The sequence below is a fragment of the Variovorax sp. PBS-H4 genome, assembly GCF_901827205.1.
Lineage (GTDB): Bacteria > Pseudomonadota > Gammaproteobacteria > Burkholderiales > Burkholderiaceae_C > Variovorax.
Window position 1 is genome coordinate 5,693,151 of sequence record NZ_LR594675.1, and the last position, 13,029, is coordinate 5,706,179.

General features: G+C 66.6%; 15 protein-coding genes. 10 read left to right on the forward strand and 5 right to left on the reverse strand.

Annotated features, from left to right (window positions below; genetic code table 11):
• Positions 1-2 precede the first annotated feature (2 nt).
• Positions 3-962 carry a flavin reductase gene (locus E5CHR_RS27195; protein WP_197893878.1) on the reverse strand — a complete coding sequence of 320 codons (960 nt, stop codon included), beginning with the start codon at positions 960-962 and terminating at the stop codon, positions 3-5.
• 77 nt (positions 963-1,039) lie between these two features.
• On the opposite strand from E5CHR_RS27195, the gene E5CHR_RS27200 reads away from it, so the two are divergent.
• Genes E5CHR_RS27200 through E5CHR_RS27215 form a run of 4 tightly spaced genes read left to right on the forward strand, consistent with a single transcriptional unit; the run spans position 1,040 to position 3,778 of the window.
• Positions 1,040-2,233 carry a thiolase family protein gene (locus E5CHR_RS27200; protein ID WP_162582906.1) on the forward strand — a complete coding sequence of 398 codons (1,194 nt, stop codon included), beginning with the start codon at positions 1,040-1,042 and terminating at the stop codon, positions 2,231-2,233.
• Complete coding sequence (locus E5CHR_RS27205; RefSeq protein WP_162582907.1) at positions 2,230-2,652, forward strand: Zn-ribbon domain-containing OB-fold protein; 423 nt, start codon at positions 2,230-2,232, stop codon at positions 2,650-2,652. Before E5CHR_RS27200 ends, E5CHR_RS27205 begins: the two co-directional genes overlap by 4 nt.
• A 22-nt stretch (positions 2,653-2,674) precedes the next feature.
• Positions 2,675-3,001, forward strand: a complete 327-nt coding sequence (locus tag E5CHR_RS27210) for an NIPSNAP family protein (protein ID WP_162582908.1) — start codon at positions 2,675-2,677, stop codon at positions 2,999-3,001.
• A gap of 18 nt (positions 3,002-3,019) precedes the next feature.
• Positions 3,020-3,778 (forward strand): FadR/GntR family transcriptional regulator, encoded by a 759-nt coding sequence (locus E5CHR_RS27215; RefSeq protein WP_232062205.1) that lies wholly within the window; start codon positions 3,020-3,022, stop codon positions 3,776-3,778.
• Between the two features lie 48 nt (positions 3,779-3,826).
• Here the strand turns inward: E5CHR_RS27215 and E5CHR_RS27220 are convergent, their stop codons facing one another.
• Together E5CHR_RS27220 and E5CHR_RS27225 are read right to left on the reverse strand one after the other, a co-directional pair.
• Complete coding sequence (locus E5CHR_RS27220; RefSeq protein WP_162582909.1) at positions 3,827-5,059, reverse strand: amidohydrolase family protein; 1,233 nt, start codon at positions 5,057-5,059, stop codon at positions 3,827-3,829.
• 109 nt (positions 5,060-5,168) lie between these two features.
• Entirely contained in the window at positions 5,169-5,930 is a 762-nt protein-coding gene (locus tag E5CHR_RS27225) for a FadR/GntR family transcriptional regulator (protein ID WP_162582910.1), read from the reverse strand.
• Positions 5,931-6,128: 198 nt separating this feature from the next.
• Here E5CHR_RS27225 and E5CHR_RS27230 point away from each other — a divergent pair, with 198 nt between their 5' ends.
• The 5 genes from E5CHR_RS27230 (at position 6,129) to E5CHR_RS27250 (ending at position 9,685) form a co-directional block, all read left to right on the forward strand.
• Positions 6,129-7,226, forward strand: coding sequence for a CaiB/BaiF CoA transferase family protein (locus E5CHR_RS27230; RefSeq protein ID WP_162582911.1), 1,098 nt, complete (start codon positions 6,129-6,131; stop codon positions 7,224-7,226).
• 20 nt (positions 7,227-7,246) lie between these two features.
• Positions 7,247-8,416: an MFS transporter gene (locus E5CHR_RS27235; protein ID WP_232062206.1), complete on the forward strand. Its 1,170-nt coding sequence runs from the start codon at positions 7,247-7,249 to the stop codon at positions 8,414-8,416.
• Positions 8,417-8,772: 356 nt separating this feature from the next.
• Positions 8,773-9,147, forward strand: coding sequence for a hypothetical protein (locus tag E5CHR_RS27240; protein ID WP_162582913.1), 375 nt, complete (start codon positions 8,773-8,775; stop codon positions 9,145-9,147).
• Between the two features lie 3 nt (positions 9,148-9,150).
• Entirely contained in the window at positions 9,151-9,411 is a 261-nt protein-coding gene (locus E5CHR_RS27245) for a DUF5985 family protein (protein WP_162582914.1), read from the forward strand.
• A 10-nt stretch (positions 9,412-9,421) separates the two neighbouring features.
• Complete coding sequence (locus E5CHR_RS27250; RefSeq protein WP_162582915.1) at positions 9,422-9,685, forward strand: DUF5985 family protein; 264 nt, start codon at positions 9,422-9,424, stop codon at positions 9,683-9,685.
• Between the two features lie 83 nt (positions 9,686-9,768).
• Here E5CHR_RS27250 and E5CHR_RS27255 read toward each other — a convergent pair whose 3' ends face one another.
• A complete protein-coding gene (locus E5CHR_RS27255) occupies positions 9,769-11,028 on the reverse strand; it encodes a putative Na+/H+ antiporter (RefSeq protein WP_162582916.1) in 1,260 nt (419 codons plus the stop codon).
• Positions 11,029-11,219: 191 nt separating this feature from the next.
• A complete protein-coding gene (locus tag E5CHR_RS27260) occupies positions 11,220-11,927 on the reverse strand; it encodes a nitroreductase (RefSeq protein WP_162582917.1) in 708 nt (235 codons plus the stop codon).
• Positions 11,928-12,040: 113 nt separating this feature from the next.
• Here E5CHR_RS27260 and E5CHR_RS27265 point away from each other — a divergent pair, with 113 nt between their 5' ends.
• The gene (locus tag E5CHR_RS27265) at positions 12,041-13,021 is read left to right on the forward strand and encodes a Bug family tripartite tricarboxylate transporter substrate binding protein (protein ID WP_162582918.1); all 981 of its coding nucleotides are present in this window, start codon (positions 12,041-12,043) and stop codon (positions 13,019-13,021) included.
• Positions 13,022-13,029: the final 8 nt, after the last annotated feature.

Sequence of the window (13,029 nt, forward strand, 5' to 3'; positions counted from 1 at the left end):
GTTCATAAGGTGGACTCCTGGGCCGCGACCTCGCGGCGAAGCTGGTCGAAGTAGTGGCTCATCTCGCATTCAGCGGCGTCGGGGTCGCGCTCGCGCATGTGCGCAAGGATCTTCCTGCGCACCGGCACCAGCTCGGGACGGGCGCGCAGCGTCGTGTCGGTCTGCAGCACATGCCGCACCAGCGTGGTCAGCGTTTCGGCCACGACGACCAGCACGTCGTTGTGGGCCGCCTTCGTGACCAGGCGAAAGAACTCGATGCTGGCTTCGGCGCGCTGGGCCGCATCGGCATAGTTCTCGATCTGCGCGATGTTGCGCTCGATCGCATCGAAGTCCTCCGGCGAGCCGTTCTGGCAGGCCAGCCGCAGGAGCATGCAGTTGATCAGCCGCCGTGCCTGGTCGAGATGCAGCGAATCCAGCCGGCCGCCGGCGGCGAGCTCACGCAGCGACTGCGTCAGCATCATGTAGGCGCCCTTGTAGAACACCAGCGAGGCTTCCTCGCGCCCATGGTCGAAGCGTGCCACGTGCCCCAGGAAGAGGACGTGATCGCCCGCCAGGTGTTCGGCGAACTTGTCGCACTCGAAACTGGCGACGCTGCCCGAGATCACCGGCAGCCCGCGGTGGCCCGGCGTCCACGTGACGCCGTCGAACTTGTCGACGACGGCCCCGCTGGCAAAGCGCGCGGACAGCTCCTTCTGGTCCTCCGCCAGCACGTTGATGGCGAAAGCGCCGGCCTGGCGGAAGGCCTCGAGGCTCTTGCTGGCCAGCCGCAGTCCCCAGGACACCAGCGGCGGCTCCAGCGACACCGAGCTGAACGAATTGCAGGTCAGGCCGATCGGTTTGCCATCGGGTCCCGTGGTGGTGATGATGGCGACACCGGTGGGAAAGCTGCCGAGCGCGTTGCGGAAAGCCCGCGCATCGAAGGCGGGCTGCGGGTCGGCGGGCGCGGGGGTCAGGGTCGTCACGGGCAGCTCCGAACGTTGAATGGTTTGACCATTATAGATATACTGGCCTGCCATTTCAACCAAAGGGACCCCACCCAATGACTCGTCGAGTTGCCATCATCGGCACCAGCGCGATCCCGGTCGGCCGTCACCAGACCAAGGCCGAGGAGCCGCTGCAGGTGCTGGAGCAGGAGATCATGACGCGCCTGGTCGTCCAGGCGATCGCGGATGCAGGCGTCGAAAAGAAGGACATCGGCAGCCTTGTGCTGACGCTGCCAAGGCCCTACACGCTGCAGAAGTACTTCTCCACCTTTCTGGTCAGCCACCTGCGCCTCCAATGCACTGGCAGCGTACTGGAGGTGATGGGCAACGGCATGACCGGGGCAGTCTGCTTCGACCGCGCCTGCGACGAGATCCTGCTCGGACGCACGGATGTCGCGCTTGCGCTCGGCATCAACATGGAGGCGGCCACTTCCGCTTCCGAACATGCGATGAGCAGCATGCGCACCACGGGCGACGTGGATTTCCACGCATCGAGCGGCTTCATCCCCATCAGCTGGTACGCCATGGACGCCATGCGCTACATGCACGAATACGGCGCCACGCGCGAACACTTCGGCGCGGTCGCGGTCAAGAACCGCTGGCATGCCTCCATGAACCCGCTCGCGCAATACCGCAAGCCGATCACGCTGCCGGAGGTGCTCGAGCAGCGCCCGATCGTGGAGCCGCTCGGCCTCTACGACGTACCCGGCCGCAGCGACGGCGCGGCCTGCCTGGTGCTGGCTTCGGAGGAGGTGGCGAAGTCGCTGGGCCGCCCCTATGTGCTGGTGCGCGGGCGCGGCTTCTGCCACGACGGCTCGCACCAGATCAACGAGGTGCCCAACGACATGACCGAGCTGATCGCAGCCAAGGAGGCGGCGGCCACTGCCTACCGGCAAGCCGGCATCGCGGCCGGCGACATCGACCTGGCGGAGTTCTATGCGCCCTGCACCGTCGTGGAGGTATTGGTGAGCGAGGCGGTGGGCTTCTTCGGTCGCGGCGAAGGCGCACCCGCAGCCGCCGAGGGGCGCACGAAGCTCGGCGGGCAGATCCCCATCTCGACCTCCGGCGGCCTGACCTCGCGCGGCCATCCCGCCTACGTCACCTCGCTCTACAACTACTGCGAAATGGCCGACCAGTTGCGCGGCCGCGCCGGCGAGCGCCAGGTCGCGGATGCGCGGCTGGGACTGGCCACCGGCGAACTCGGCAACTACAACGCCGCCCTCGTGCATGTCCTGGAGGCCCAACGATGACGCTCGAACTGATCCCCGTCGCGCGCCAGCGCGCCTACCCGCCGCGTCTTTCGGCCTTCACGCAGACCTTCTGGGAGGGCCTGGGCGCCGGGCGCTGGCAGACCACCTGCTGCGAGGCCTGCGGCAAGTTCACCTTTCCGCCCAAGCCCGTATGCCCCCACTGCTGGTCGGACCGCATGCAATGGAAAGACCTCGGTGAGCGCGGCACGCTCTATTCGTGGACCCGCATCCATGCAGCGCCCAAGGTGTTCGTCGACGAGGCGCCTTACGCGGCGTGCGTGGTCGACCTGGACGTCGGCCTTCGCATCGCCACTCGACTCGTGGAGCGTCCGGGCAAGTCATTTCAGTGCGGCATGCCGGTCGAGCTCGTCGTGCTCCAGTACGAAGACGGGCCGCTGCTCGCTTCACGCCCCCTCTAGAAGAAAAGAAAAGGAAAACCCCATGTTCTACGAATTCCGCACCTACACCTGCGCTCCCGGCAAGCTGCCGGTCGTGCTCAAGCGCTTCGAGACCGCCACGCTTGCACTGTTCGAGAAGCACCGCATCCAGCGCATCACGCCAGTGTTCACCGTCGCCGTGGGCGAGGACAACATGCAGATCAAATACGTGCTGCAGTGGGAGTCCCATGATGAACGCGATCGTGCATGGACGGCCTTCCGGGCGGACCCGGACTGGCAGAAGGCTCTCGCCGAATCAGAAAAGGACGGCCAGGTCGTCCTCAGGATCTCGAATGAACTGCTTGCCGCGGCCCCTTTTTCACTGAAGTGAGACGGTAGAATCCGCGCCGTGATCCACGCCGACTTCCGCCCGAAAGATGCCTCCGAATCCTCTCTCGGGTTCGAGCCCATCGCGCCCTCGCGCGCGTTCGAGGAAATTGCGGCGCAGATCCGCGAACTGGTGGCCACCGGCCGCCTCAGGCCTGGCGACCGGCTGCCCGCCGAGCGCGACCTCTCCGCCAAGTTCAAGGTCAGCCGCAACACGCTGCGCGAGGCGCTGCGCGCGCTCGAGCTGAGCGGCATGATCGAGCTGCGCAAGGGCGCCTCCGGAGGCGCCTTCGTGCTCCCCGGCAGCTCCGGCGTGATCGTCAATGGGCTGCGCGACCTCTACCACCTGGGCGCCATAAAGGCCGAGCACCTGACCGAGGCGCGGGTGTGGCTCAGCGATATCGTGGTGCGCGTCGCCTGCGAGCGCCTGACCGAGGAAGACCTGCAGGCGCTCGAAGAGAATGTGGCGCTGGCTGCAAAGGCGAACAAGGCCGGCAACTTCCAGGCGCGCGCGGACCTGCACCGCGAATTCCACAACCTGCTGGCGGTGGCCACGCGCAACCCGATCATCCAGATCACCATGGAAGGCGTGATGGAGGTCATGCGCGAGTTCGTGAAGGCGATCGGGCCGAGCGAAAACACGTACACCCTGCCCTCGCGCCGCCGGCTGCTCAAGCACCTGCGTGCGCGCGATGCGGATGCCGCGGTCGCGGAAATGAACAAGTTCCTGGAGCGCCTGCAGGCGAACTACATGGAACTGTGGAACTCCCGCAAACAGTAAACCGCGCGGCAGCCGCCCCGCCCCTGCGAAGCGGCCCGCACGCGTCGCTCAGAACTGGTAGCCGTACTTGGCGGCGACTTCCTTGAAGCCGAATACGCGCGCTGCGTTCTCGCCCAACACCTTGCGGCGCGACACCTCGCTCAAATGGCCCATCTGGCGCTCGATCGCCTGCGCCGAGTGCGGCCAGGTGCCCTCGTGGTGCGGATAGTCGTTGGCCCACATGAAGTTGTCCTGCAGGCCGTGCTCTTCCATCAGTCCGAGGCCCGCGCGGTCCTCGCCGAAGGTGGCGAAGCCGCGCGCCTTGAAGTAGTCGGACGGCAGCATCTTCAGCTTGGGCTTCACCCAGAAGTGATGCTTGAGATAGGCCTCGTCCATGGCGTCCAGCATCCAAGGCACCCATCCGATGCCGGCTTCGACGCTGCCGAAGCGCAGCTCCGGGAAGCGCTCGGCCACGCCCGAAGCGCAGATGTTCACCAGGGGCTCGAGCGTCGGCGACAGCGAGTGCACGACGTAGTTCACCACCGCGCCGCCCAGGCCGCGCGTGGTGCGCGGGTCCTTGCCTGTGGAAACGTGGAACGTGACGGGCACGCCGGCCTCGACGAAGCGCGCCCACATCGGGTCGAACTCCACCTTGTTGTAGTTCAGTTCGTTGGTCTTGGGGGGGCCGAACAGCGGCTTGCAAGGCAGCGTGAAATGGCGAAAGCCCAGCTTCAGGCAGCGGTCGACCTCCTTGAGCGTGGCCTCGACATTGCCGGTGGCCAGCGCGGCGGCGGGCGACAGTCGTTCGACGTGAGGGCCGAAGTTCTCCCAGGCCCAGGTGTTGTAGACCTCGACCTGGGCGTGGGCGAAATCGGGGTCGAAGGTGTACCACATGCCCAGGCCCTTGCCCGGGAAGATGATCTCGCCGTCAATGCCGTCCAGCGCCAGATCGCTCAGGCGCTGCTCCACGCTCGGGCCACGCTCGGAGGCGGTGGCGCCAGCCCTGGAACGGGCCAGGTCCTCGCCCTCCAGCTTGGCCAGGATCAAACGGTCGGGCTGCTCGGACGCCTCCATCTTGCGCCACTGAACACCCTTCTCGTCGATCCACACCTTGGGCAGGCGGTCGCGGTACTTGGCGTCGATGCGCTCGGCCCACAGGTTGCCGGGTTCGTTGGCATGCGTGTCCGACGAGATCATCAGGTACTTGTCGGGCGCACCCGGCTGCGGCGACTTCTCCCAGCCGGCGGAGCCGGGAGAGTTCAGGCGCCATTGATTGGCTTCGTTGACGACGATCTCGGTCATGACAGGTCCTCGATGGGGATGGAAGGTTGAACCAGTGAGTTTGAATGGTTTGACCATTCTAAACGGCACGTGGTGCCTGTCAACCCCCTGCGCCCGGGGGCGGGGCGCGTCAGCGGGGTGTCTTGGCGGCGGCGATCTTGCGTATCGGCGCCGGCACGGCCGCGGACGGGCCGGCGTCCATGTCTTCCTGCACGATCGTCAGGTATTCGTCCATGCCCTTCGCCGCCGCCTTGGCATCGCGTGCGCGCATCGCCTTGAGGATGCGGCGACGCACCGGCACCAGTTCCGGGCGCGCCTTGCGGCCGGTCTGGTCGATCACGTAGCGGATGATGTCGGACAGCGAATCGACCAGCATGGCCAGCACCTCGTTGCGGGTGGCGCGGGCGATCAGGCCGAAGAACCGCACACCCTCGTCGGCCCGGTGCCGCAAGTCGTCGCTGCTCTCGATCTCGGCGATGTTGCGCTCGAGGGCAGTGAAGTCATCCTCGGTGGCGCGGTGGCAGGCGAGCTCGATCACCATCCCGTTGATCAGCCGGCGGGCTTCGACCAGGCCGGCCAGCGACACGCGGCCCAGGAACATCAGGTCTTGCAGCGACTGCGTGAGCAGCGCCGGATTGCCGTCCCGGATGAAGGCGCCGCCTTTCACGCCCTTTTGAAGCGAGACGACGCCAGAGATCTCCAGGGTGCGCAAGGCCTCGCGCACCGCCGGCCGGCTGACCTTGAATTCCACCGCCAGATCACGTTCGGCCGGCAGCTTGTCGCCCGGCTTGAGCACGCCGGAAGCCAGGCGCCTGCGGATCTGCTCGCAGATCTCCTCGAAGACGCGGCGCGTCTTGACCTCCTGGAAGGACAGTTGCGGTGTGGTTGCCATTGCTTCTCTATGTAATTGGGTTGATCGAGGATAGCCCAGGGTGGCAATTCGTCGGACAGGGTGATCTCCTAGATTTGCAATGGACTGACCAATACAATGCCGATTGTCTCGCCATTCCGCATGGCCCTTGCCGCTGCCGGCCCTGTGCGTCCAACGCCAGCAGCATTGCGGCCAACCATCGACCCCTGGAGAACCTTGATGAATCCTGCATCCCGTTCCGGTCCGCTGCTGGGCCTGCGCGTCGTCGAATTCGCCGGCATCGGTCCTGGCCCTTTCGCCTGCATGTTGCTGTCCGACATGGGCGCCGACGTCGTCACCATCGACCGCCCCGGCAAGAAGCTGGGCGAACGGCACAATCTCACCGGCCGCGGCCGCAGCGTGGTGCCGGCGGACTTGAAGGACGCCGACGCGCGCGAGCAGGTGTACCAGCTGCTGGAAAAGGCCGACGTGCTGATCGAGGGCTTCCGGCCCGGTGTCATGGAGCGCCTCGGCTTCGGCCCCGAGGCCGTGCTCGCGCGCAACCCGCGCATCGTGTACGGCCGCATGACGGGCTGGGGCCAGGAAGGCCCGCTCGCACAGGCGGCGGGCCACGACCTCAACTACATCGCCATCACTGGTGCGCTGCACGCGATCGGCCCCAAGGACGGGGCCCCGGTGCCGCCGCTGAACCTGATCGGCGACTACGGCGGGGGCAGCCTCTACCTGATCGTGGGCGTGCTGGCGGCACTGCGGGAGGCCGGCCGGTCCGGCCGCGGCCAGGTGGTGGATGCGGCCATGTCGGACGGCGCCGCCTCGCTGATGACCAACTTCGTCAGCCAGCAGCTGCGCGGCGTGTTCAGCGAGCGGCGCGGCAGCAACCTGCTGGACGGCGGCGCGCCGTACTACCGCGTGTACGAGACCGCTGACGGCGAGCACGTGACGCTCGGCGCCATCGAGCCGCAATTCTTTGCGGAGTTCTGCGAACGCGTGGGCGTGCCGTCCGAGTTGCATGGCGCGCAGCACGACCGGGCGCAGTGGCCGCGGCTTCATGAAGAGTTCGCCCGCATCTTCAAGCGCAGGACCCAGGCGGATTGGGCACAGGCGCTGGAAGGCACCGACGTGTGCTTCGCCCCGGTGCTGGCGCTTTCGCAGGCGCAGGGTCACCCGCACAACGTGGCGCGCCGCACCTTCGTCGACGTGGACGGCATCACGCAGCCGGCTCCCGCGCCGCGTTTCTCCCGCACGCCTTCGCGCATCCAGGGACCGGCGCCGAAGGAACCTACGCCTGCCTCCGACGTGCTCGGCCGCTGGCAATGAGCGGTGCGCCTCGAGCGCCAGTGCCGCTGCTCGCAGCCGCGGCTTTCTTCAGCGCAGCGGCGCTGCGGGTGTGCGATTCGCTGCTGCCGCGCTTCGCCGCCGAGTTCCAGCGCAGCGCGGGTGAATCGGGCAGGCTCATCGTCGCCTTCGCTGTGGCGTACGGCCTGATGCAGTTGCTGTCCGGTCCCCTCGCGGACCGCTTCGGCAAGCAGCGCCTGATGACGCTCGCCCTGGCCGGCTCCGGGGCGGCCTCCGCCGCGGCGGCGCTGGCGGGCTCGTTCGACGCATTGCTGGCCTGGCGTGCGCTGTGGGGCATGGCCGCCGCGGGTGTCGTGCCGCTCGCAATGGCCTGGATCGGCGATGCGGTCGCGTACGAAGCCCGGCAGGCCACGCTGGCGCGGCTGCTGCTCGGCACCCTGTCGGGAATGGTTGTCGGCCAGTTGCTGGGCGGCCTGTGCGCTGAAACGGCGCTGGGCTGGCGCGGTGCCTTCGCGGTGCTGAGCGTCGGCTACTGGATGGTCGCCGCGCTCTTGTGGCGAGAACCCTCGCGTGCCCCAGCGGCAGCGGCGCCAGCCGCGATCGGGGCACCGTCTGCCGGCCCCGGCGGCCTCGGTGCCGTGCTGGCGCAGCCGTGGGCGCGCATCGTGCTGGTCGCAGTGTTCCTCGAAGGCGTGTTCCTGCTCGGTGCGCTCAGCTACCTGCCCACCTACCTGCATGCACGCGAAGGACTCGGACTCGCCGCGGCCTCTGCCGTTTCGGCGCTGTATGCCGTCGGAGGCCTCGCCTACGCGGTCTGCGCGCGGCGCATGGTCGCCGCACTCGGCGAGATCCGCATGGCCGCGGCCGGAGGCGTGTTGATGGCCACCGCCTGGGCAGGGCTGTGGCTGCTGCCTCACTGGTCGGCTGCGGCGCCGCTGGCAGTGCTGCTCGGTTTCGGCACTTACCTGTACCACAACACCCTGCAGACGCACGCCACCCAGATGGCACCGCAGGCGCGCGGCAGCGCCGTCTCGCTCTTTTCCTTCGCACTCTTCACCGGCCAGTCCCTCGGCGCGGCCGCCTTCGGCCGGCTGGTAGACCTGCAGGTCTATGCGGCCCTGCTGCTGCTGCCCGCCGCGGCGCTGGCCGCCACCGGCATCGGGTTCGCCCTGTCCCTGCGACGGAGGGCGGCCCGCATCGTTGCCGGATAGCGGCGGCGCCGCGCGGCGAATTCAGGCCCCGGACCTCCTGAACTAAACTACGGCCGCCTTCATCAACGATGTCGAACTCTTGATTTGCCGACCTTCCAGCACTTGCAACCGATGGGCGGTCGCCGCGCGCGCCGACGGCGCTTGCGCGCTGCAGATCGTCAAGGCCGGTGGGTCGAACGGGATGTCGCCGCCAGCGAATCCGGCCTGGGAACCCAGGCCCTGATTGTTCCTCCGGGCACATCGATACGCCGTCGCAAGTGGGTTGAAGCGGATGCGACAGCGATCGACCGTTCATCTCGTTTGTCGCCGGCGCCACACCGGGACCTGAAGGCGCTCGCGAGCATAAAGGTTGACCATTGATTCCCGGCGATGTACGACGGTTTGTGCTGACAAGCATTCCATCAGTCCCTTTCCTGGAGGCACTGCTGATATTCCATGCCAAGCCCGAAGCGAGTTTGAGCGCGTCGGACCTCGCTCGGGCCTTGTATGTGCAGCCCCAGGTTGCAGACGATCTGATCAAGGCGTTGTGCCTGGCCGGCTTGCTGGCGACCGGCGAGCTCCGCGACGACGTTTACCGCTACGCGCCCGTCGACGCCAACCTGGCGGGACTTGTGGATCGCCTGGCGTCGACCTACGCCAATGACTTGATCGGCGTCACCAATCTGATTCACGGTACGGCACACAAGGCCGCGCAAAGCTTTGCTGATGCTTTTAAGCTCCGGAGGAGCTAGGACATGGACAAGATAATTTACGGCTTGTGCGCGCTGACCGCGCTTTCCTGCGCCGGGTTGTTATTGCGCGGCTATGCCACGAGCCGCGCTCGACTGCTCTTGTGGAGCGGCCTGTGTTTCGTCGGGCTCACGGCGAACAACGTCCTGTTGATCCTGGACAGGTTGTTGTTCCCGGCGATCGACATGTCGATCTGGCGGCTGAGCACGGCGTTGATGGCGGTGCTGTTGCTGCTCGTCGGCCTGGTCCTGGAGAGCCAATCCTAGAGAGAGTTCGATGCATCAATTTCTGCTTGGCGGAATCGCCGTCGCATCCTTCATAGTGGCGCTGTTCTTCTTGCGCTACTGGACGAGCACGCGAGATCGATTTTTCCTGCTCTTCGCGCTCTCCTTCCTGCTCGAAGTTGCCAGCCGCGTCCACATGGCAGTGACGTCTTCGTGGAACGAAGATGAATTGCCGCTCCACTACATGGTCCGCCTGGTGGCCTACGGCCTCATCTTGCTGGCGATCTGGGACAAGAACAGGCCGGGGAGATCCTAGGCCGAGTCCATGCGGCGGTGAAGGAATCGGCTCGCTTGGGCGGCAGTGCTGAACGGCGAGCGCGGTGTCGGTGCAGCGAGCCGTCAGAGCAGTGTGAATGCCGCCGCCGCGACGACCGTGGGCAACAAAGCCCCTGCCAGCAGCCCGCCCGCACTGATCGTCTCGTCAGAGAAACCCCTCTTCAGCAGCGCCACACCGGCCGGGTTGGGCGCATTGGCGATCATCGTCAAGCCGCCCCCTGCCACAGCGCCGGCTACCAGGCTGTACTTGGCCTCTTCGGAGATTCCCACGATGAGTGAACCCAGGTAGGTCAACGCCGCGTTGTCCGTCACCGCGGTAAGGGCGGCCGCGCCGAAGAAAAGTACCTGGGGCGACATGCTCGAGACCAGAGGCTGAAGCCACCATTGCTGCATGCCGCCGAGCACCACCAGGCCTGCAAGAAAAAAGGCCACCAGCAGCGCTTCCTTGATGATGAGCGGGTTCTGGTGGCGCTCGTACGCTTGCGTGAAGCCGAGGAACAACAGGAACAGGCCCAGAAAGGCCACGGGATGATGCGCAAGCGCGACGACACCAACAAGAAAAACAAGGTGTACTGCAACCACCGGCATCGGCACCGTGACCTGCGTGGATTGACGGTGAGGCACTTGCGCGGCATCGAGATGCAGGCGAAGTGCCACGACTGCAACGCTTGCGTTGACGACCACGGCGATCGCCGCCTTCCAGCCGAAGGTGACGAACATGAAGTACGAGTCCCAGTTCCAGGTCGACGCGACCATCAACACCGGCGGCGCCGCAAAGGAAGTCAACGTGCCCCCGATGGAAATGTTCACGAACAGCACCCCCAAGGCAAGGTACTTGACGCCCTCGGGAACGCCGGATCTGAACACCTGTGGGGCGAGCATCAGGGCCGCGATGGTCATGGCCGCCGGTTCGGTAATCGCGGATCCCAGCAGCGGGACGGCGGCCAGGCCAAGCCAGGCGGTGGCCAGCGAGGTACGTACCGGCAGACGGCGGGCGATGCGGTTCACCGTACTCATGACCAGGTACAGGATAGGCCGGGACGCCGCGACGACCATCACCACGAACACGAAGAGAGGCTCCGTGTACTGCCGCGATTCCGCGTACGCCAACGCCTGGTCTCCACCTGCAATGGCGGCCATGGCCAGCACCAGCACGATGGCCCAGAAGCCGAAGACCACCTCCACCTCCCCCAACAGGTGAAAAACGCCCGCGTGGCCGGGGAAGCGGTGTGACAGTCGCTCGAACTGCTTGGCAGCGAAGGTATGGATGAGCGCGACGGCAAAGAGGCCGGCGGCAATCAGCTCGATCGTGTGTTGAGGCATCGGTTCTCAGGCGTGGCAAAACCGCGCGGCGGCCCGACCAGCGCTGAACCTGTCCGACAACGCGATGCGGACACCCTTCGACAGTTTAGCGACGTTGGTAGACGACCGACTCGCCGTGGCGGAGATTCCAAGCGACGCGCAATCTCACAGCCCCTGCGGCACGATGGCGGTGCCGCTTCCCGCAAGGCTCTTCATGCCTCGACGAAATGCACCGCCTGTGTGAGCGGCGCGCGCGAGGTCCGGTAGCTGTTGGCGGGGTGCCCGGTGTCCTCGTAGCCGAAGGACACGCCGCAGACCATCAGGCGCTCCTGCGGGATCTCGAGCTCGCGCTTCACCAGCGCGCTGTAGTTGGCCAGCGCCGCCTGCGCGATCGCGGCCAGGCCGTGTGCTTGCATCGCGAGCAGCAGCACCTGCACGTAGCCGCCGACGTCGACTGCACCGTAGGGGCCCAGGCCCGGATCGCTGGTGAGGATGGCGACGTGCGGCGCGCCGAACAGGCGGAAGTTCTCCAGCGTCTGGCGCGCATAGCCTTCCTTGTCGCCACGCGGCACGCCCACGGCGCTGTAGAGCTGGAACCCGCACTCGCGCCGGCGCTCCAGGTACACGCCCCGGTATTCCTCGGGAAACGGAAAGTCGCTGCCCCGGGGCGCGCCGGACTGCTGCGCCTCGACCAGCTTGGCGCGCAGGCGCTCGGTGGCACTGCCGGAAGTGATGCTGATCTGCCAAGCCTGCGAGTTGCACCACGACGCTGCACGCTGCGCCGTGCGCAGCACGGACTCGACGGTGGCGCGTTCGACCGCCCTTGGCAGGAAGGCGCGGCAGCTATGCCGCTGATCGAGCAGCGCGTCGAGGACCTGGGCGGGCACCGGGGCAGCCGCGGATGTGCTTAAAGTTTTCATATTTGAATGGTCCGACCAATATAATGTCAAGTCCAAGTGGAGTCAAACGGCCTGCGCGCCGGGGAGCTCTTTGGAATCCGCACCTTTTCCCGTTCGATGAAGGAGACAAAAGTATGTCCGAATGCCGAATCCAGCGCCGCGCGCTGCTTGTCGCCGGCGCCGCGTTCGCTGCCGCCCACCCCTTGCACGCGGAGGAGCCGTTCCCGTCGCGCCCGATCAGGATCCTGGTGGGGGCGGGCGCCGGCGGCACCACGGACCTCACGGCCCGCCTGGTCGGCGACAAGCTGGGCAAGCTGCTCGGGCAGCCGGTGGTCATCGAGAACAAGCCGGGCGCCTCCGGCACGCTCTCGGTGGCGCAGACGGTCCGGGCACCGGCCGACGGCTACACGCTGGTGTGGGTAGGCAACAGCGTGATGGCGATCTCGCCCTATCTCTACAAGAACCCCGGCTACGACGTGAAGACGCTGATTCCGGTGAGCCAGGCCACCACCTCGGGCTTCATCCTGGTTGCCTCGCCCACACTCGGCGTGAGCAACGTCATGGAGCTGGTGGCCTACGGCAAGGCCCATCCCGGCAAGCTCAGCTTCGGCTCGAACGGCGTCAACGGCAGCCTGCACCTGCTGGGCGAGCTGCTCAAGACCGAAGGCGGCTTCGAGGCGCTGCACGTGCCCTACAAGGGCGGTGCGGAGTCGGCGAGCGCCATCATGGGCGGCAGCATCCACTTCCTGTTCGATGCGCTGTCGTCCAACATTCCGCTGGTGCGCTCGGGCAAGCTCAAGGCCCTGGCGGTGACCGGACCCACGCGCGAGAAGGAGCTGCCGGACGTGCCGACCATGGCGGAGCAAGGCTTCCCGGGCATGACGACCGAGGTGTTCTTCGGACTGGTGGCAGCGCCCGGCACGCCGGATGCGATCGTGTCCAGGCTCAACGCGTCGATGAAGACGGCGCTGTCGGACCCCGCGTTGATCGAGGCCCTTCAACGCTCGGGCAACGAACCGAAGTACAGCACGCCGCAGCAGTTCCGCGCGCTGGTCGACAAGGAAGGGACACGCTTCGAGGCGTTGCTGAAGGCGAAGGGCATCCAGCCCGAGTGAACTGCAGC

Excerpts from the sequence above, each read along its gene's own strand:
- E5CHR_RS27200 (WP_162582906.1), top strand. The coding sequence starts at position 1,040 with ATGACTCGTCGAGTTGCCATCATCGGCACCAGCGCGATCCCGGTCGGC.
- E5CHR_RS27205 (WP_162582907.1), top strand. The coding sequence starts at position 2,230 with ATGACGCTCGAACTGATCCCCGTCGCGCGCCAGCGCGCCTACCCGCCG.
- E5CHR_RS27210 (WP_162582908.1), top strand. The coding sequence starts at position 2,675 with ATGTTCTACGAATTCCGCACCTACACCTGCGCTCCCGGCAAGCTGCCG.
- E5CHR_RS27220 (WP_162582909.1), bottom strand. The coding sequence starts at position 5,059 with ATGACCGAGATCGTCGTCAACGAAGCCAATCAATGGCGCCTGAACTCT.
- E5CHR_RS27225 (WP_162582910.1), bottom strand. The coding sequence starts at position 5,930 with ATGGCAACCACACCGCAACTGTCCTTCCAGGAGGTCAAGACGCGCCGC.
- E5CHR_RS27230 (WP_162582911.1), top strand. The coding sequence starts at position 6,129 with ATGAATCCTGCATCCCGTTCCGGTCCGCTGCTGGGCCTGCGCGTCGTC.
- E5CHR_RS27245 (WP_162582914.1), top strand. The coding sequence starts at position 9,151 with ATGGACAAGATAATTTACGGCTTGTGCGCGCTGACCGCGCTTTCCTGC.
- E5CHR_RS27250 (WP_162582915.1), top strand. The coding sequence starts at position 9,422 with ATGCATCAATTTCTGCTTGGCGGAATCGCCGTCGCATCCTTCATAGTG.
- E5CHR_RS27255 (WP_162582916.1), bottom strand. The coding sequence starts at position 11,028 with ATGCCTCAACACACGATCGAGCTGATTGCCGCCGGCCTCTTTGCCGTC.
- E5CHR_RS27260 (WP_162582917.1), bottom strand. The coding sequence starts at position 11,927 with ATGAAAACTTTAAGCACATCCGCGGCTGCCCCGGTGCCCGCCCAGGTC.
- E5CHR_RS27265 (WP_162582918.1), top strand. The coding sequence starts at position 12,041 with ATGTCCGAATGCCGAATCCAGCGCCGCGCGCTGCTTGTCGCCGGCGCC.